This window comes from Dyella sp. Tek66A03 (assembly GCF_052567735.1).
The window spans coordinates 1,458,789-1,476,419 of sequence record NZ_CP199584.1 but is presented as its reverse complement, the minus strand read 5'-3'; the positions used below and the strand labels follow the sequence as shown (position 1 = coordinate 1,476,419).

Genomic DNA, 17,631 nt, shown 5'->3' with positions numbered 1-17,631 from the left:
GAACATCGCCAATAGAGGCCATGAGCGTTGCCGAGGCGGAACACTTCAATGTATTCGCTGATGGCGTGCGACTACGGCGACTGCCCGATATACAGCCGCCCGGCGACGTGAGATTCTTCAGCAGCGGCCAGGAAGCACCGAAGATGCCCGATCTCCACGGTGCATCTTCCTATTCCGGCAGTTTTCGCGGCAACCAGAGCCAGGTCACGATGCCAGCCAACAGCGTGAGCAGTCCGCCAACGCCGACCGCCAGATGCAGCCCCGACAGGAATGCCTCCTTGGCTTGAAGCACGGTGTCCGCCGTGATCCCTGGATGATCCAGGGTTTCGTTCAAGGTGCCCGCCACGCCGGGCCCGAAGAGCCTGAAGTTCAGTGCCGCGAGCGAACCCAACAGGGTGATACCCAGTGCATTGCCGATTTCGTTGCTGGTTTCGGCCATGGAACCCGCCGCCCCGGCGCGCTCGGTCGGCACCGCCGACACGGCGATCTCGGCAACGAGGCTGAAGGACAAGCCGTATCCGACGCCCGCCATCATGGTCGAAGCGATAAACGGAACGACCCCCACTTCGGTCGTCGTGAACAGCAGCAAGAACACGCCCACGCCGATCAGGAAATGCGTGGCGACCAGGGCAGGCTTGCGCCCGATCCGTTCAACGATGCGGCTCGTACCGACACACGTTGCGGTGAGAACCACTGCGCCAGGCAGGCTCAGTAGCGCTGCCGTGAACACCTCGAAGCCGAGTACCGATTGCAGATAGATACCCGACAGGTAGCTTGCGGCAGACCAGACGACCAACGACAGCAGCCCGGTCAGGATGGCCATCGAAAAAATACGATCCTTGAACAGGCTCAGGTCCATCAGGGGAAACGCGATCTTCGTCTGCCGGTGGAGGAAGATCGCCAGGGCAAAGAGGCCGGCCACGCCCGCGATGGATGGCTGCGGTGAGAAGCCCACGGCTGCCGCGCGCTTGATGGCGTAGGTCAACAGCAGGATGCCGGCGAACGACAGCAGCAGACTCGGGACGTCGATACGCCCATAAGCCGGGGAGCGAACCTCACGCAGCAGGATCGGTGCGGCGATCAGGAAGGCCACCACCACCGGGACATTGATCAGGAAGACCACGCCCCACTCGAACCGTTGCAGCAAGGCCCCTCCAATGATCGGGCCGATGGCAAAGCCTGCCGCAAACGTCGCCGCGAAGATGCCGATGGCCTGTGCCCGCTGCCGAGGATCGGGAAACAGGGCGCTGACGATAGCCAGCCCCGAGGGCAGCAAGGTGGCCCCACCCAGCCCCATGAGCGCCCGGAACGCGATCATGCCCCCGGGGGTGGTCGAATACGCGACGCCCAACGATCCCAGGCCAAAGACGACGGCCCCGGCCATGATCAACTTCAACCGCCCATAGCGGTCCCCGATGTTGCCGAAGGTGATCAGGAGCGAGCCGACGACAAAGCCGTAGATGTCGAGCATCCAAAGTGCCTGATCCACCGTAGGCAAGATCGAAGAGGTGACGCGCGGCATGGCGAGGTAGAGCACCGAACCGTCCATGGCCACCAGCAGAACCAGGGCGAGAACGGTTAGGAGCCCCAGCCATGCCTTGCGGCCGGCGGATGGTGCATCCGATGAAGTGGTCATGTTCATGGTCGTGTGCTCGATGCGGACGCGACCCGATTGCTCCCCGGATCGGCATTCAATATACTTTTGGTAACTTACAAACAGTAAGTTACTTTTGGTATGTAGCGATGTCAAGCCACTCGAAAACCCCTGCTGCCTCTAAGGATTCCCCACGTCGCCGATTGTCCAGGCAGGCGCGCTGGCGCCAGCTTGTGGATGTCTCGTGGAAGTTGATCTGCGATGAAGGTACGGACGCCCTGACCCTGGGGCGCCTCGCCGAAGAGGCTGGCGTGACCAAGCCCGTCGTCTATGACCACTTCGGCACCCGCAATGGACTGTTGGCAGCGCTCTACCAAGATTTCGATGCGCGCCAGACCGCGATCATGGATGCCGCCATCGCAGCCAGCAAACCAAGCTTGAAGGACAAGGCCAGGGTCATCGCGTCGACCTATGTCGAGTGCGTGTTGACCCAAGGGCGAGAGATGCCGGGCGTTCTTGCCGCGCTGAACGGCTCGCCAGAACTGGTTGCCGTGAAAAGGCAGTACCAGCAAGCCTTCATCGAAAAGTGCCAGAAGATGCTTGCGCCGTTCTGCGGATATCAAGAAATTTCGTTGGCAAGCCTGTGGGCGATGCTCGGCGCGGCTGACTCGCTTTCGCATGCAGCCGTTGCCGGGGAGATTACCGCCGGGCAAGCGCTGGATGAGCTGCTTGAAATCATTCTGGCCATGGTCAAACGGAACAAGTGAGTCGTCGGCTATCCCACGGACGGCCCCCGCTACCACCGCCCAATCTCCCACGACACCCCCTCTACCGCGCACGGTCGCGGCGGTCTGCTGCCACCACCGCTCGATCACCGGCCGCCACGGCAGCAAGCTGAATCCCACGCTGTCATCGAGCTTTGCGTAACGCCCGCAAGCCCTGTGCTGCGAGTGGTACGTGCATCTACTTGCGACTGGTTTCGAGTGCAGTGCCTTGCTCATCCAATGACTACCGCAACATAAAGATGCAGACCACGGCCGTCAGAATGGCGAGTGCCGCCAGTACACCAAGGATGCTATGGAGGGCTGAGGTGTACACCTGGTGCGCAAGCGCCGTGATCGTCTTATCAATGGCCGCTGCCGCGGGGAAGCTCAATGTGCTGCTGGAGAAGTCGCAGATTAATGAGCATTGATTTGCGCTTGGAACGGACCGTTCCGCATGGGGCAATGGCGCTTGCCGGTTGTAGGAGCGCACCCTGTGCGCGATCACGGCGTCACCGCTACGTAGGCTTTTCACTCGGGCCATCCTTGGCCCTCGCCCTGCGGGCAGCTGGCGCTGTGCAAACCGGCACTCCTGCCGGTTTGTCGCGCACAGGGTGCGCTCCTACATGGCCCTATGGTGGGTGGGTTTGACTCCTTCCCGTCTCACACCGAGACAACATCTCTCGGCGCAATCTGATATCGCCACCTTTGAGGAGGCGCCGCGTGACGCGATGGATCGGGATGTTGGCAAGCGCCCTGCTCGTCGTGGCGTTTGCCGTGTCCACAGCAGCCGGACAAGCTGCTGGCGGTGGCGTGCGCACGAACGGCTTCGTGGCGCGCATCGAACTCAGCGGCCCGATTGGTCCGGCCGCCGCCGAATACGTCGACGACACCCTGAATCGGGCCACCCGCGATGGGGCAGCAGCCATCGTGCTGCAACTGGATACGCCAGGAGGCCTGTCCGACTCGATGCGACAAATCATCGCCAGCATCCTGGCGGCGAAGCGTCCTGTGCTGGGTTATGTCGCGCCGGAGGGCGCGCGCGCTGCATCCGCGGGCACCTATATTCTCTACGCCTGCCAGATTGCGGCCATGGCTCCAGCGACGCATCTTGGCGCGGCGACACCGGTGCAGCTTGGCGGTGAAAACCCGCTGCCGTTGGGAAACGCCCCTGCCCCGGCTGGCTCGGCGGCGAAACCCGCGTCCGATGCCGAGCAGACCAAGGTCATCAATGACGCCATCGCCTCGATCCGCTCGCTGGCCCAGCTCAACGGCCGCAATGCCGAATGGGCGGAGCAGGCGGTGCGTGGCGCAGCCACGCTGACCGCCGACGAGGCGTTGCAGAAGCACGTGATCGACTTTATCGCCGCCGATACCGATGCCCTGTTGGCCCACGCCGATGGACGACGCGTGCGGGTGGCCGGAAGCGACTTCGTCCTCAAGACCGCCGGCCTGCCCGTGCGCGACTACGCGCCCAACTGGCGCACGCATTTCCTCGGCGTCATCACCAACCCCACCATCGCCTACATGCTGCTACTCGCTGGCGTGTACGGGCTGGTGCTGGAGGCGTTTCACCCTGGCGCGCTGTTTCCCGGCGTGGCCGGCGCCATTTGCCTGCTGATCGGGTTGTACGCGCTGCAACTGCTGCCGGTGAACTACGCGGGACTCGCGCTGATGGTGCTCGGTGTCGGGTTGATGCTTACCGAGGCTCTGGTGCCTTCCGTGGGTGCGATCGGCATCGGCGGGCTGGTGGCCTTCGTGATCGGCTCGATCATGTTGTTCAACACCGGTGTGCCTGGTTATGCGGTGAATCTAGGTGTGATCGGCGGCATTGCGTTTTCCGCGGCGGCGCTGCTCACCCTGCTGCTTCGACTGGTCACTCGATCACGGCGAGCGCGGCCATTCAACGGCGACGCGCAAATGTTGCTGGCGTCGGGAGAACTGCTGCAAGCGGTGGATGCCGGCGGTGAAAGTTGGGTGCGGATCGGTGGCGAGCAATGGCGCGTACGATGTGAGTCTGCGCTGCCTGCCGGTGCGCGTGTACGGGTGGTGGGTCGTGATGGTCTGTTGCTGCGGGTAACGCCTGCCTGATATCCGGATGGCCAAAATGGAGACGCTTATGCTTGGCTTCGTGAGTGTGATCGTGGTGTGGGTGGCGGCACTGCTGTTCCTGTCGATCAAGGTGCTGCCGGAATACCAGCGCGGCGTCGTGCTGACCCTGGGCCGTTATACCGGCACCAAGGGACCGGGCCTGGTGATCCTGGTACCGATCGTGCAGCGAATGATGCGCGTCGACCTGCGCGTGACGGTGATGGATGTGCCGCCGCAGGACGTGATCTCGCGCGACAACGTATCCGTGCGCGTCAACGCGGTGGTGTACTTCCGCGTGGTGGAACCGGACAAGGCCATGCTGCAGGTCGCCGACTTTTTCCAGGCCACCAGCCAGTTGGCGCAGACGCGGTTGCGTTCGGTGCTGGGCCAGCACGAGCTGGACGACATCCTCTCCCAACGCGACTCGATCAATCACAGCCTGCAACAGATCCTCGACGAGGCCACGGACCCCTGGGGCATCAAGGTGAGCAATGTCGAGATCAAGGACGTCGATCTGAACGAAACCATGGTGCGCGCCATCGCCCGCCAGGCCGAGGCCGAACGCGAACGACGCGCCAAGGTGATCCACGCCGACGGTGAGTTGCAGGCCGCGGAAAAGCTGCGCGATGCCGCCGCCATGCTGTCACAGGAGCCACAGGCGCTGCAGCTGCGCTATCTGCAGACCATGTCGGACATGTCCAACAGCGGCAAGGCTTCCACCATCGTCTTTCCGTTGCCGATGGACCTGATCAAGCCGCTGATCGACCGGTTGACCCCCAAGTAGCGAAAGCCCTGAGAGCACCAGAGCCACGTACAATGGGCGGTTGACCTTACCGGACGCCCTCATGGCCCTGAATGCCACCATCTACAAAGCGGAGCTGCAGGTCAGCGACATGGACCGGCACTACTACGCCACCCATGCGCTGACCCTGGCGCGCCATCCCTCCGAGACCGAGGAACGCCTGATGGTGCGTCTGCTCGCTTTCGCGCTGTACGCCGATGAGCGGCTGGAATTCGGCAAGGGACTCAGTGCGGAAGACGAGCCCGACCTCTGGCGCAAGGATTACAGCGGCGACATCCAGCAATGGATCGAGCTGGGCCAGCCGGATGAAGCGCGTATCCGCAAGGCCTGCGGCCGTGCCGAGCAGGTGGTGGTGATCAACTACGGCGGCCGCGCTTCCGATGTCTGGTGGGAGAAGAACGCCAGCGCGCTGGCCCGTCACCGCAATCTCACCGTGCTGGACGTGCCTGCCGATACGGTGGCCACGCTGACCGCCATGGCCGAACGCACGCTGCGCCTGCAATGCCTGATCCAGGACGGCGAGCTGCAGCTGATGGGCGATGCCGCCGGCACCGGCGCCGCCGTGCAGCCGCAGACGCGCATGGCCCCGGCCAACTGAGCCTGTCGGCCCGGCTGGTCAGCCGGGTAGCGTCGCCGTATCGTCTTCCCCCTTGTCGCGAAGCCCGCTCATGCCTGCATCGTCATCCCTACCCGGCCTGATCATCATTGGCGGCGGTCCGGCCGGCCTGATGGCCGCGGAAACCGCGCGCGCGGCCGGCGTGGAGGTGGATGTCTACGAGGCGAAGGGCTCGGTCGGCCGGAAGTTCCTGATCGCCGGCAAGGGCGGCATGAACCTCACGCATGGCGAAGCCAAGCCCGCCTTTGTGCAGCGCTACGGCGCACGAGCGCAACAGGTGGGTGCCTGGCTGGAGCATTTTGATGCCGATGCACTGCGTGCTTGGGCGCGCGGCCTGGGTGTCGAGACCTTCGTCGGCAGCTCCGGCAGGGTCTTTCCCAGCGATCTGAAAGCCGCGCCCTTGCTGCGTGGCTGGGTTCATCGCCTGCGCGAGCGCGGCGTGCGCTTCCACGTGCATCAGCGCTGGCTGGGCTGGACCGACGATGGCGCCCTGCGCATGGCCACCCCGGACGGCGAACGCAGCATGCAGGCCGGCGCCGTGGTGCTGGCCCTGGGTGGCGGCAGCTGGCCGCAGCTGGGTTCCGACGGAGCATGGCAACCGTGGCTGGCCGCGCGCGGCGCGGCGGTGGCTCCGCTGGTGCCGTCCAACTGCGGCTTCGATATCGGCTGGAGCGAACACCTGGCCAGCCGCTTCGCAGGCGCACCGCTCAAGCCTGTGGCGATCTACTTTCGCGACGCCAAGAGCGTCGAACACACGCGCCAGGGCGAATGCGTGATGACCGCCACCGGCATCGAGGGCAGCCTGATCTACGCGTTCTCCGGTCCGTTGCGCGATGCCATTGCCGCGCATGGCGGGACCACCCTAGCGCTGGACCTGGCCCCCGACCGCCCTCTCGAACGCTTGCGGCGCGATCTCGCCAAGCCCCGCGGCAGTCACTCGATGAGCGACCACCTGCGCCGTCAGACCGGCCTGACCGGTGTGAAGGCGGCCCTGCTGCACGAGGTGCTGAGCCGGGAACAGTTCTACGACACCGAGGTGCTGGCACGTACCATCAAGCGCCTGCCGCTCACGCTGACGCGGGCTCGCCCCATCGCCGAAGCGATCAGCAGTGCCGGCGGGGTCCGGCTGGAGGCCTTGGACGACCAACTGATGCTCACGGCCCTGCCCGGCGTGTTCTGCGCCGGCGAAATGCTCGACTGGGAGGCGCCCACCGGCGGCTACCTGCTCACCGCCTGCTTCGCCAGCGGCCACCTTGCCGGCAAGAGCGCTGCCGCCTGGCTTGGAGCCTGTTGACGATCACTGAGCTAGGCGTCGCAAGCCCGGAAATTCGCGCTACATCTTTCAGGCCGGGTGCCGATACATAAGCGACGCGAAGGCGTGCAAGGGGAGCGGTAAGCAAGATGATGGGCAACTGGTGGCGACTCTTCGCACCCACGCGCGCGCCGGCAACACCGGCGCCGCGTCAGACGGCGTTCGAGCGCAACGCGCCAAACGCCATCGAGGCCTCCCATGGCACGGTGTCAGGCGACGAGGTCGAGGAACACTTCCATCGCTTCATCCTGAACCTGCCGCCGCTCGTGGGAGACAGCGCCGCACCCGCCAGGGAGCAGGCCTTGCTGCAGCGCCTGAAAGAGTTCTGCGACGGTGGCCGCTTCGACGTGCGTACCCTGCCGCGCATGCCCACGGTGCTGCCCCAGCTGATGCGCGCCATGAAGAGCGACAACCTCAATGGCGCCCAGCTCGCCAACCTGATCCGGCGCGACCCGGTCCTGGTGGGCGAAGTCATGCGGGTCACCGGCAGCATCGCTTACCGCACCGCGCACCCGGTCGGCAGTCTGCAGCACGCCGTGGTACTGCTCGGCCAGATCGGCCTGCGCCACGTGGTGACGTCTTATGTGATGAAGCCCATCCTGATGGCCAGCGCGGGCGCCAGCGGACAACTGGTGGGCCAGCGCCTATGGGACCACGCTGAACGCTGCGCGCATGCCGCCGTGTTTCTCAGCAAGGGGCAATGCGATCCCTTCGAGGCCTATCTCGCCGGCCTGGTCGGCTATAGCGGCCTGGGTGCCGTGGCCCGCCTGCTGGAAAAGGATCTCGGTGTCACGCTGTCGACTAGCTCGCCGGCCTTCATCGCCGGATGTGCCCAGGTCGCCACCCAGCTCACCGTGCAGGTCGGCCACCATTGGGACCTGCCGCCGCCGGTACTGGACGCCCTGATCGAACATGCCGACGCCGCCCGAAACGCCATGACCCTGCCGATGAGTCGCGTGCTGCACGCGGCGCAGCGACTGGCCATGCACCAGCTGCTTGCCGAACATCGACTAGTGGACGCCGAAGCGGACTACACCGACGGCTCGATTACCCAGTTTCCGTCCATGCTGCTGGCGCGGTGCCAGCAGGATCTGCGCAAGAATTTCGCTACCCAGTGACCGGCCCGCGCATGGCACGGAGCCCATCCCACCGTCTCAGCCAGCGGCCGCGATGCTCGCCCTGACCTGCGCCACGATCTCGAACGAACGGCAACGCGCTTCGTGCTCGAACACGTTGGCGGTGACCATCAATTCGTCGGGCTGGTGCCGCGCCACAAAGGCTTCGATTCCCTGCTTCACCGTCGCCGCATCGCCAATCACGGCGCAGGCAAGCGCACGTTCCACCCCGAATTTCTCGGTGGGCGTCCAGTAATTCTCGATATCGTCGATGGGCGGCGGAATCAGCCCGGGCCGTCCACGACGAAGATTGATAAAGCTCTGCTGTTGGGTGGTGAACAGGCGCCGCGCTTCGGCATCGCTGGCCGCGGCGACCACGTTGATGCCCAGCATGGCGTGGGGCGCATGCAGCCGCACTGACGGCCGGAAGTCGCGGCGATACAGCGCCAGCGCTTCATCCATCGCATCCGGCGCAAAGTGCGAGGCGAACGCAAACGGCAGCCCCATGGCCGCAGATAGGCGCGCGCTGAACAGGCTCGATCCCAGCAACCACACCGGCACATCGACGCCGGCTCCCGGCACCGCACGCACGGGTTGGTCCGGCGTGGCCTGCTCGAAATAGGCGAGCAACTCCTGGACGTCGGCGGGGAACGCATCCGCGCTGTCGAAATAACGCCGCAATGCCCTCGCGGTCGCGTGGTCGGTACCCGGCGCGCGCCCCAGACCCAGGTCGATGCGGCCCGGATACAACGACGCCAGGGTGCCGAACTGCTCGGCTACCTGCAGTGGCGCATGGTTCGGCAACATGATGCCGCCCGCCCCCACCCGTATGGTCGACGTGCCGCCCGCCACATAGCCGATCAAGACCGCCGTCGCCGCACTGGCGATGCCGGGCATGTTGTGGTGTTCGGCCAGCCAGTAGCGCGTATAGCCAAGGCGCTCGGCGCGCCGGGCCAGATCCAGCGTATGGGCAAATGCCTGGGTCGCGCTGCTGCCCTCCGTGACCGGCGCCAGATCGAGTACAGAAAAGGGAATCATGCTGCGTCCTCGGCAAGGAAGTCACCGATGTGGGGACACCCGTCGCAAATGCCACCCCTGCCTCCCAGCCTGCCGCACGGCTCATTTAGGCGTAGTCTTTGCGCACCATCGTCGGGAGGGTCGCACCATGCTCCGCCGAACCTGCAAAGCGCTTGCCCTGCTTGCCGTTATCCTGCTGCTCCCCGTCGCGGCCAGCGCCGCCTCCACCGACGACACCACCGTCCTGCTGCAGAAGGCGGTTGACGGTGCATGGCGTTCGGCACCGAACAAGGCGCGCGACACCTACCGGCACCCGGTCGAAACCTTGCAATTCTTCGGTATTCGCCCGGACATGACGGTGATCGAACTGTCGCCCGGTGGTGGCTGGTACACCGAGATACTCGCGCCGTTTCTGTATGAGCGCGGCCATCTGATCGAAGCCGCTCCGCCGAAAGCGGAAAAATTCACTGCCAAGCTCAAGAGCAATCCTGCCGTGTTCGGACATATCGCCGGCATGGTTCCTTTCGCGCCGCCCGACCACGTAAGCCTCGGCCCCGCGAACTCGGCCGACATGGTGCTCACGTTCCGCAACACCCATGACTGGCTGATCAACAGTCCCGACACGTTGGAAGCGGTGTTCAAATCCGCGTTCGACGTACTCAAGCCCGGCGGCGTCTTCGGACTGACCGAACACCGCGCCAAACCGTTCGGCGATGCACGCGTGACTGCGGGCGCGCTGCACCGCATCCCCGAGGACTATCTGATCGCGCTGGCGCTCAAGACCGGTTTCCAACTTTCCGGTGTCTCGGAAATCAATGCGAACCCCACCGACCCGGAAGACATCAATATCCATCGCCTGCCGCCGGACCTGGCCGGCCCCGAGGATGAACACGCGAAAATGAAAATCATCGGTGAATCCGACCGCATGACGCTGCGTTTCGTCAAACCCTTGGCCGGCAACGCAGCAGCAAGCCGTTAGCCTGCGCGTCTTCGATAACCGGGACGCCAGCAAGGACGGCGCACGAGCGGTGGCTCGGCGTGGCGTGACTCGATGTTCAATGCTATCGCTTAAAAAAAGCGGCCCACAAGGTGGGCCGCCAACGCATCGCTCCCCCTTGCCTACTTGCTGGCCGGCTTGTAAGTCAGATCAGCGTTGTACCTGTCGACATGCGAAGACGATTCCTGCACGACATCGTTCAACGACTTGCGTAGTGCCGCGGTATCGTCTTTGCCATAGACGCCTTCCATCATCTTCCACAAGGTCGGATTGGTTTCATTGCCTACTTCCCCCCAATTCTTGGCGGGCCACAAGACGATAAAATCCGGCGAGCCTTCGGCACCTTCGCGCACCTTGCCGACCACGAAGTGTCCAGGCCAGTTCGCCTTGTTGGCGGCAGCGGCGATCTTTTTCGCGACGTCGGTGAAAGTTTCCGAGGCCTCATGGCCCGGCTTGAGCTTGAAGTACGTCACCTGCATGAAAGGCGCTGCAATGCCTGCTCCCTTGGCCAAATGAGCCATGTCCGGCATCACCTCGACAAAGGCGCTGGTCTCGCTCTTCAGATGCGGATTGACGTTGGTCCGGAGCGCCTGATCGCATGCCTTTCCCGCGGCCTGCATCGCATCGAACGTTTCCCAGGTAACAGGCTGCGAGGTATACGAATAGCTGTAGGTATCGCCGGTTTCATGCGCCCAGGCATCCCACCCGAACTTGAAACCGTGTTGGGCCAGGCACTGGTTGAACGCCTTGGTGCCGGCTTCATAGGCTTGCTGATCCGCTGGCGCCACTACGTCGGTGTACACCCGGATGATGTTCGCCTTGCCCGCGTCTTGCGCATGCACGGACGACATGCCTGAAAGTGCGATCGCTAACGCCAGCCAAAATTTCGTGCTCTTCATGAAATCTCCCTCAGGGCCTGGGCCCCCAATGGTTTGGGTTGGTTTGACAACGGCACCCGCAGGACGCGAAGACCGCCCACGACGAAGGCAACTCATAACAGGAGTGACTTGCTTGCGATGACCTGTAACCGCCTACGCATGGACGCATAGGGAGAGGATCGACACCGAACGGCGACATACGGCGCATGACGTTTATCGTTCCCGGTCGGCAACACAACGGATGCAATACGCCCGGCCAAGCCGAAGCGACGCGTCCTACGTCATGGCGTATCAGTTTGTTGGAGCAACTGCCGGGCGGCGGCGCTCATTAGGGCGTCGTCGGGCTTAACCGAAAATAGGCCAGAAAGCATAGGCCGCTGGCCGTTGCGGCCGCTACCCAGCCAGTTGGCGCGCCACTGCGCACCAGCTGAGCATCAATCGTGCAGTAGCGGCGCGCCCATGGCGAACGATGCCTTGGCAATGCAGCCCTCGGCGATCTCGTAGATGCACAGCATTTCCATGCTGCCCTTGCCCTCGGGGAAGGTGCGGGTGACCTGTTCGAGGTCCACCACCACCTGCCCCATCACGACCCGGCTGAGCAGCCGGGCGTGCAGATCCGGCTCGGTAAAGCGAACCAGGATGCGACGGCGCAACTCGTCATGCCCCTGCGCCAGCCTTTCGCCGTGCAGCACATACTGCGCGGCGTCGGGTGCGTAGGTTGCGAGCCAGACATCGACATCCTTGTCGTTGTAAGCCTGCAACTGCCGCTGGATCAGCGCAGCGGGATCGGCACGCATGCTCAGCGCATGATGCCGGTATGGCCCAGCGAATAACGACCCGGCTGCGGCCACACGGTAAGACCGTGCGGCTCCTGGCCCACCTTGATGGAGCGGACCTGGCCCGTGGTCGTATCGAACGCGTAGACCACGTCGTCGAAGCGGCCGGACAGCCACAAGGTCTTGCCATCCGCACTGACGTTGCCCATGTCCGGGCTGCCGCCACCGGGAATCGGCCAGTTCGCCACCACCTTCTGCGTGGCGAAGTCGATCACCGAGACGCTGCCCTTGCCATTGCGCGGGCCATGGACCTTGTTGGAACCGCGGTTGGATACGTAGAGCTTGGAACCGTCACGGCTCGGATAGAGGCCATGCGTGCCCACGCCCGTCTTGATAAAACCGACCTGCTTGAAGCTGGCACTATCGATCAGGTAGACGCCATCGGCCATCATGTCGGCCACATAGAACGTCTTGCCATCGGGCGACGAGCGGATGTCCTGCGGCATGCCACGCTTGGCCAGGTCCAGATAGCCCACCACCTGGCGCTTGACCAGGTCGATCTTGGTCAGCTTGCCGGTGAATTCACAGGTAAAGATCGCGTAGGTACCGTCGATGGCGAATTCGGCGTGGTTGATGCCCTTGCACTCCGGAGCCTGCAGGCTGGCGTGCATCGCCATGGTGTGCGCGTCGCGGAAATCCAGGCGCGCATGCGCCTCGACCACGACGATGGCTTCCTTGCCGTCCGGCGTGAAGTACATGTTGTACGGGTCGTCGACCGCAACGTTCGCGCCAGGCTTGCCGGTGCGGGCGTCGATCGGCGTGAGGCTGCCATCGGTGCCGCGCTCGGCGTTATTGGTCACCCACAAGGTGCGCAGATCCCACGACGGCACCACGTGCTGGGGGCTGCGACCGACCTTGAACTTGTCGACGACCTTGTACGTGGTCGGATCGATGACATAGACGTCGTTCGAGCGCAGGTTCGGCACATAGATCCGCGCCGGGTCCTTCGCCACGGCGGGGCTCAGGTGATCGAGCCCTGCCTCGCTGTACATATTGGCGGGATTGATCACCGGCGGCATGCCGGGAACGGTGGTGACGGACGATGCCGCCAGGGCAGTGCCGCCCACGCATGCTGCGGCAAGCGCAAACGATGACAGGCGGAACAGACGGGATGAGCGCAGTGAGTTAGCGATGGCCATGGGCAAACAACGTATGAGTTAGGGGAATTCGGGTGTCGTTCCCGCAAGGGAATCAGCGGCCCTGGGTGTCTTTTCGGAGCGCGTCGACGGTATGTAACACAATAGCATCGATGCCGATCTGACCGAGCTCAGCCGAGGCCTTGCGCGGATCGCCGCCATACACGCCATCGGCCGGGCCCAGCTTGGGGCCGTGCTGGAGGCGGTCCAGCCGGACCATTTGCGGCGCGACGGCCAGTTGCAGCGAGGTATCCGCCAGACCCGCGTGGGTGCCGATTTCGTCATCACGAAAACCGCGCTGGCGCAGCATCTCCGCGTAGCCGTCGGATGATGATTCGTAGTATTCCGCTGGCACGATGGCGCGTACCTTGGAGCCGGACCAGGCCTTGTTCAGATGGGCGGCGACCTGTTCGAGATCCTTCTTGTAGCCGCCATGGTCACCGAGGAACACGATGTTGCGGAAACCGTGTGCGGCAAAACTTTGTGCCGCGGACTCCAGCATCTGCTCGAAGGCTGCATCGGAGATCGTGATGGTGCCAGGGAAACGCATATGCGACGACGGAGGCGCGTAGCCTCCTTCCGGCACGTAAGCGACGACCGGTGCGACCAGGGCGTTGCCCAGCCCTTCGGCGATCTTCTGCGACAGATACGCCGCCCGCGCGTTGTGCTTGCCGACGGCAATGCCAGGTCCGCTCTGCTCGGTCCCGCCAACAGGAATGATGATGGTGGTCTTGCCTGCCTGCACCTGATCGCGAATTTCCGTCCAGGTCAGATTCTCCAGCAGGACGGTCTTCGGCGTCGATTGCGCCATCGATGCTTGCGTGGCGAAAAACAGTGCGGCGAAAGCGAGAGCGCGCAGCGATGGGTGGCGCATCTTGGATAATCCTTACGACAAGTAGCGGGTCGGCATCGTGACGCCTCATCCGAAGTCACGCCTGTACACAGTCGCATAGCTTGCCGCATATGGCCGCGATCCACGAGATGGTGTGCACATGGCTCTACATGGTCCCTTCATGTAGGCCGTGGTCCTTGCCCCCAAGGAACCTCGAATAGCTAGCCCGTCACAAGAGGTCTATCAATCCGGCGAGTGCCCCGGATGGCGTTCTTTCCACGCTGCCAACGCTTCGTAGTACTGCGTCAGAGCATCTTCGTAGAAGTCGAAGATGCAAGGCACGCAGCCCTGGCCGCAGCAGTCGCCGGCATCGGGTTCTACGGGCCTTACCGGGGGCGGATCATCGGAGGGCGCAGACGCGCCCTCCGTTGCAAGGGGTCGTTCTGAATCAGTCAAACGATTATCCGGGCTTGCGGAAACGATAGACGAACTGGTCGGTATGACCGCGTATCGACTTGTCGAATACCTTGATGTTGTGCGGGTCGGCCGGGTTGCGCAGCACGTCGCTTTCGCCGTCGAACACGAAACCGACCGACTCGACCTGCTTCTTCACGATGGCCGGATCGATCCGGTGCAGCGTGTCGGTGTCACGCATGCCGGAGCCCGCTTCGGCCACGTGGTCCACCACCACGAACACGCCGCCGGGCTTGAGCGAATCGAACACCTGCTTGTCGAACGTCACCGGGTCGACCTTGCCCATGAATGCGTCCGGGTAGTCGTGGTAGTTCTGCGAGGTAAACACCAGGTCGACCTTCTCCGGCGTCTTGAACTGGGCCGCCGGCACCATCAGCACGCCGACGTTGTCATAATGCGGCATGGCCACCAGCGCCTTGGAAGCCTGTACGTCTGACTTGGCCTCCTTGCCGTATTCATTCGGCCACACGGCATAAACGCGCCCCGTCGGCCCGACGATGGCACTGAACACGCGCGTGAAATAACCGCTGCCGGGAATCAGATCCACCACTTTCTGGCCCGGCTTCACCTCGGCGAAGGTGGCCAGGGCGGCGATCTTGCGGCGATCGTCGTTGGCGGTATCGTCTTTGCGCGCCGGATCGTTGATGGCCGCGGTGACATACGCCGGGACGGCGCCACCTGCGGGGGCCTGTGGTGCGGCTACCGCCGCGGTGACGGGGAAAGCGAGAGCAACCAGCACTGCAAGAACGGTCGGACGCATGAGGAACTCCGTAGTCAGGTGGGGGGCGCCATTGTGCGCCCCTACAGGGTAACCCGCGCCATGCCCTTTGGCATAAGCGCCTGATCACGATCCACGCCATGACATGCGCGGAGCGTGAACACGCTTCCACGACTTATTTGGCCGAGGACGGACCCGCCACGGTGGTCAGCAACACATGCCAGTAGGCCAGGTCGTTATAGAACGACTTCACCGGAATACGCTCGTTGAGACCATGCGCAAATGCGTCGCTGTTCTTCATGAACAGACCGCTGACGCCATAGGTGGGAATACCCGCGGCACGATAGTAAAGGCCATCGGTGGCGCCCGACTCCTGTTCCGGGGTAATCGCGACGCCAGGGCGAATCGTATGCACGGCCTTGGTCACCGCCGCCAGCACATCGGGACGCAGCGGCGAGGCATCGCTGGAGATGGCCTTGCCGACCAGGTTGACCTCGACCTTTGGACCCACCAGGTCCTGCACCGTCTTCTGCACGGTGCTGACCGCCACCCCGGGAAAGATGCGGCAGTTGATGGTGGCCGTGGCCGACTGCGGCAGCGCATTGTCGGCATGGCCGCCACGCAGCAGGGTCGCCACACAGGTGGTGCGGGTCTTGCCCACTTCCGACGGCTCGGCGGCCAGCACCTCAGCCGCGGCCGTGTTGTGCGGATCCTGCGCAAAGGCGCGCATGGCCTCCCCCACCTTGCCCTGCGTGGTCGCTCCCAGCGCCTTGAACGAGGCCAGCGTGGTGTCGTTCCACATGACCGGGAAGCTATAACCCTGGACCTTCTTCAAGGCGTCAGCCAGTTCATAGATGGCGTTGTCGGGGCGCGGTAGCGAGCTGTGGCCACCCGGGTTGCGCGTCGTCAGCTCAAAGCTTGCATAAGCCTTCTCAGCCGTCTGCAGGCCATACACCAGGGGCTTGCCGGCTTCGCTCAGCTCGCCGCCGCCCGCATCCGTATTCAGTGCGAAGTCGGCATCCACCAGGTCACGATGATGCTCGACCAGGTCCTGCATGGTGTCCTGCGTGGTTTCCTCATCGCCGGTGTAGACGATGATCAGGTCGCGCGTCGGCACGAACCCTTCTTTCTTGAGGCGGATGAAATTTGCCGCCAACACCGTGACGCCGCTCTTGATGTCTTCGGTGCCGCGGCCGAAGAAGTAGCCGTTCTCCTCGGTCAGCTTGAACGGGTCGCGCTGCCAGTCTTCCGGCTTAGCCGTCACCACGTCCATATGCGCCATCAAGGCGATGGGCTTGCCGCCCGTGCCGTTGCCCCGATAGCGCACCACCATGGCCGCCGTCTCGCCATGCGGAATGATGTGGATATCCGACTCCGGAAAGCCTGCTGCACGGAACTGGTCGGCAAGGTACTTGACCATCACCGGCACCTGCCCTTGCCCGATTTCGGTCTTGAACGCGATGAGGTGGCTGAAGATATCGCGCGCCTGAGCCTGGTTCGAGTCCAGTGTGGCTGCCTGGGCGGCGATGGCGACCGGGAGGGTCAGCAGTGCAGCGAACAACGGTTTGAACATGGATCATCTCGCCAGCGCCGGAAGGAGCCGTGAGTATGTCGTGTTCCTGCACCGGGATGCACGACCCGTTTCAAAGATATTTCACACCGTCCCGAGTGGTCGTCAGCCGGTCGCTAGAGCGCTGAAAACCGCCATGCATCCAGGGTACGGTACTCCCCTCCCCCTACCACGCTGTGCAGTAGCGCAAAGCCTTCCACCCGCCACGCGATGGGATCGATCGGGGCCGCCTGGGGTACTGCACCGCGGCTATAGGCAAACGTGACGTGCGGGGTGAAATTCCGCGACAGTTGCGCCCCCAGCCCGGCCAGCATCAAGGACTGGCGCAGGTCCTGCCACAGCGTTTGCAGTGTCGACGGCACGCTGGAGCAACGCAGCACGCAAGGAGGCTCGCGACCGTGGAATCCTGCCGCATGGTCCAGCACCAGCTCGAACGGCGTGCTGTGCACCTTGCCGGCCGCGGTGATCGCCGCACCGACGATGTCGCTGCGCAGCACGGGGTGGTCGCCAAGAAAATGCAGGGTGGCGTGATAGCGCGAGGGACGGATAAGCCGCGCCCGCAGATGTTGGGTCGCCGCCACGTCGTGGGCAGCACGCTCGATGCGCCCGCTTACCGCCTCGCCCGGCAGCAAGGCAAAGAACAGTCGGTGGATCGCCGCGGGCGCAGCCGACCCGCCTCCCAGCAGATCAGGCTGTATTTCGGGAGGCGAGGAACGGCGAGGGCCCATGCGCGAAACATCGAAAAGGAAAGCACGACAACATACCGCAAACCGCTCGTGCTCGAATGACGTGGGACGCGTCGGCGTCCTGCAAGGTCCCGGTCGGACTGCCTTGGGCCTGGCGAATCGCAGCGACCGCGGCGTAAGCTGAGGTCGCCGCGGC

Annotated in this window: 17 protein-coding genes; 7 read left to right on the top strand and 10 right to left on the bottom strand. The window is 63.9% G+C overall.

All coding sequences use genetic code 11. From position 1 onward, the window contains the following. Positions 1–169: 169 nt before the first annotated feature. Positions 170–1,642 carry an MFS transporter gene (locus ACT01B_RS06670; RefSeq protein ID WP_445146595.1) on the bottom strand — a complete coding sequence of 491 codons (1,473 nt, stop codon included), beginning with the start codon at positions 1,640–1,642 and terminating at the stop codon, positions 170–172. A 101-nt stretch (positions 1,643–1,743) separates the two neighbouring features. Between ACT01B_RS06670 and ACT01B_RS06665 the strand changes: the two genes are divergently transcribed. From ACT01B_RS06665 to ACT01B_RS06640, 6 genes are all read left to right on the top strand, one after another. Next, on the top strand, positions 1,744–2,361 hold the full coding sequence (locus tag ACT01B_RS06665; RefSeq protein ID WP_445146594.1) for a TetR/AcrR family transcriptional regulator: 618 nt from the start codon (positions 1,744–1,746) through the stop codon (positions 2,359–2,361). A 717-nt stretch (positions 2,362–3,078) separates the two neighbouring features. After that, positions 3,079–4,446, top strand: a complete 1,368-nt coding sequence (locus ACT01B_RS06660; RefSeq protein WP_445146593.1) for an NfeD family protein — start codon at positions 3,079–3,081, stop codon at positions 4,444–4,446. A gap of 28 nt (positions 4,447–4,474) precedes the next feature. Then, positions 4,475–5,230, top strand: coding sequence for a slipin family protein (locus ACT01B_RS06655; RefSeq protein WP_445146592.1), 756 nt, complete (start codon positions 4,475–4,477; stop codon positions 5,228–5,230). A gap of 61 nt (positions 5,231–5,291) precedes the next feature. After that, on the top strand, positions 5,292–5,846 hold the full coding sequence (locus tag ACT01B_RS06650) for a YaeQ family protein (protein ID WP_445146591.1): 555 nt from the start codon (positions 5,292–5,294) through the stop codon (positions 5,844–5,846). A gap of 70 nt (positions 5,847–5,916) precedes the next feature. Then, positions 5,917–7,158, top strand: coding sequence for a TIGR03862 family flavoprotein (locus ACT01B_RS06645; protein ID WP_445146590.1), 1,242 nt, complete (start codon positions 5,917–5,919; stop codon positions 7,156–7,158). 107 nt (positions 7,159–7,265) lie between these two features. After that, on the top strand, positions 7,266–8,294 hold the full coding sequence (locus ACT01B_RS06640; protein WP_445146589.1) for an HDOD domain-containing protein: 1,029 nt from the start codon (positions 7,266–7,268) through the stop codon (positions 8,292–8,294). 36 nt (positions 8,295–8,330) lie between these two features. On the opposite strand, the gene ACT01B_RS06635 is transcribed toward ACT01B_RS06640, so the two are convergent. After that, the gene (locus ACT01B_RS06635; RefSeq protein WP_445146588.1) at positions 8,331–9,329 is read right to left on the bottom strand and encodes an LLM class flavin-dependent oxidoreductase; all 999 of its coding nucleotides are present in this window, start codon (positions 9,327–9,329) and stop codon (positions 8,331–8,333) included. Between the two features lie 127 nt (positions 9,330–9,456). On the opposite strand from ACT01B_RS06635, the gene ACT01B_RS06630 reads away from it, so the two are divergent. Further along, positions 9,457–10,287: a class I SAM-dependent methyltransferase gene (locus ACT01B_RS06630; RefSeq protein WP_445146587.1), complete on the top strand. Its 831-nt coding sequence runs from the start codon at positions 9,457–9,459 to the stop codon at positions 10,285–10,287. Between the two features lie 140 nt (positions 10,288–10,427). On the opposite strand, the gene ACT01B_RS06625 is transcribed toward ACT01B_RS06630, so the two are convergent. The 8 genes from ACT01B_RS06625 to ACT01B_RS06590 all read right to left on the bottom strand — a co-directional run bounded on the left by ACT01B_RS06625 (position 10,428) and on the right by ACT01B_RS06590 (position 17,477). Then, positions 10,428–11,204 carry a hypothetical protein gene (locus tag ACT01B_RS06625; protein WP_445146586.1) on the bottom strand — a complete coding sequence of 259 codons (777 nt, stop codon included), beginning with the start codon at positions 11,202–11,204 and terminating at the stop codon, positions 10,428–10,430. 413 nt (positions 11,205–11,617) lie between these two features. Next, complete coding sequence (locus tag ACT01B_RS06620; protein WP_445146585.1) at positions 11,618–11,980, bottom strand: nuclear transport factor 2 family protein; 363 nt, start codon at positions 11,978–11,980, stop codon at positions 11,618–11,620. Between the two features lie 2 nt (positions 11,981–11,982). Then, complete coding sequence (locus tag ACT01B_RS06615) at positions 11,983–13,158, bottom strand: YVTN family beta-propeller repeat protein (protein ID WP_445146584.1); 1,176 nt, start codon at positions 13,156–13,158, stop codon at positions 11,983–11,985. 52 nt (positions 13,159–13,210) lie between these two features. Continuing rightward, entirely contained in the window at positions 13,211–13,966 is a 756-nt protein-coding gene (locus ACT01B_RS06610) for a creatininase family protein (RefSeq protein WP_445146583.1), read from the bottom strand. A 264-nt stretch (positions 13,967–14,230) separates the two neighbouring features. Next, a complete protein-coding gene (locus ACT01B_RS06605) occupies positions 14,231–14,329 on the bottom strand; it encodes a hypothetical protein (RefSeq protein ID WP_445146582.1) in 99 nt (32 codons plus the stop codon). Positions 14,330–14,447: 118 nt separating this feature from the next. Continuing rightward, positions 14,448–15,221 carry a class I SAM-dependent methyltransferase gene (locus tag ACT01B_RS06600; RefSeq protein ID WP_445146581.1) on the bottom strand — a complete coding sequence of 258 codons (774 nt, stop codon included), beginning with the start codon at positions 15,219–15,221 and terminating at the stop codon, positions 14,448–14,450. 133 nt (positions 15,222–15,354) lie between these two features. Beyond that, positions 15,355–16,752 (bottom strand): M20/M25/M40 family metallo-hydrolase, encoded by a 1,398-nt coding sequence (locus ACT01B_RS06595; RefSeq protein ID WP_445146580.1) that lies wholly within the window; start codon positions 16,750–16,752, stop codon positions 15,355–15,357. A 113-nt stretch (positions 16,753–16,865) separates the two neighbouring features. Continuing rightward, positions 16,866–17,477 (bottom strand): 2'-5' RNA ligase family protein, encoded by a 612-nt coding sequence (locus ACT01B_RS06590; RefSeq protein WP_445146579.1) that lies wholly within the window; start codon positions 17,475–17,477, stop codon positions 16,866–16,868. Positions 17,478–17,631: the final 154 nt, after the last annotated feature.

Bases quoted from the DNA above. Each gene is read 5' to 3' on its own strand.
- ACT01B_RS06595 (WP_445146580.1), bottom strand. From the start codon at position 16,752: ATGTTCAAACCGTTGTTCGCTGCACTGCTGACCCTCCCGGTCGCCATC.
- ACT01B_RS06600 (WP_445146581.1), bottom strand. From the start codon at position 15,221: ATGCGTCCGACCGTTCTTGCAGTGCTGGTTGCTCTCGCTTTCCCCGTC.
- ACT01B_RS06620 (WP_445146585.1), bottom strand. From the start codon at position 11,980: ATGCGTGCCGATCCCGCTGCGCTGATCCAGCGGCAGTTGCAGGCTTAC.
- ACT01B_RS06665 (WP_445146594.1), top strand. From the start codon at position 1,744: ATGTCAAGCCACTCGAAAACCCCTGCTGCCTCTAAGGATTCCCCACGT.
- ACT01B_RS06645 (WP_445146590.1), top strand. From the start codon at position 5,917: ATGCCTGCATCGTCATCCCTACCCGGCCTGATCATCATTGGCGGCGGT.
- ACT01B_RS06640 (WP_445146589.1), top strand. From the start codon at position 7,266: ATGATGGGCAACTGGTGGCGACTCTTCGCACCCACGCGCGCGCCGGCA.
- ACT01B_RS06615 (WP_445146584.1), bottom strand. From the start codon at position 13,158: ATGGCCATCGCTAACTCACTGCGCTCATCCCGTCTGTTCCGCCTGTCA.
- ACT01B_RS06650 (WP_445146591.1), top strand. From the start codon at position 5,292: ATGGCCCTGAATGCCACCATCTACAAAGCGGAGCTGCAGGTCAGCGAC.
- ACT01B_RS06590 (WP_445146579.1), bottom strand. From the start codon at position 17,477: ATGGGCCCTCGCCGTTCCTCGCCTCCCGAAATACAGCCTGATCTGCTG.
- ACT01B_RS06610 (WP_445146583.1), bottom strand. From the start codon at position 13,966: ATGGCGCAATCGACGCCGAAGACCGTCCTGCTGGAGAATCTGACCTGG.
- ACT01B_RS06655 (WP_445146592.1), top strand. From the start codon at position 4,475: ATGCTTGGCTTCGTGAGTGTGATCGTGGTGTGGGTGGCGGCACTGCTG.
- ACT01B_RS06635 (WP_445146588.1), bottom strand. From the start codon at position 9,329: ATGATTCCCTTTTCTGTACTCGATCTGGCGCCGGTCACGGAGGGCAGC.
- ACT01B_RS06670 (WP_445146595.1), bottom strand. From the start codon at position 1,642: ATGAACATGACCACTTCATCGGATGCACCATCCGCCGGCCGCAAGGCA.
- ACT01B_RS06625 (WP_445146586.1), bottom strand. From the start codon at position 11,204: ATGAAGAGCACGAAATTTTGGCTGGCGTTAGCGATCGCACTTTCAGGC.
- ACT01B_RS06630 (WP_445146587.1), top strand. From the start codon at position 9,457: ATGCTCCGCCGAACCTGCAAAGCGCTTGCCCTGCTTGCCGTTATCCTG.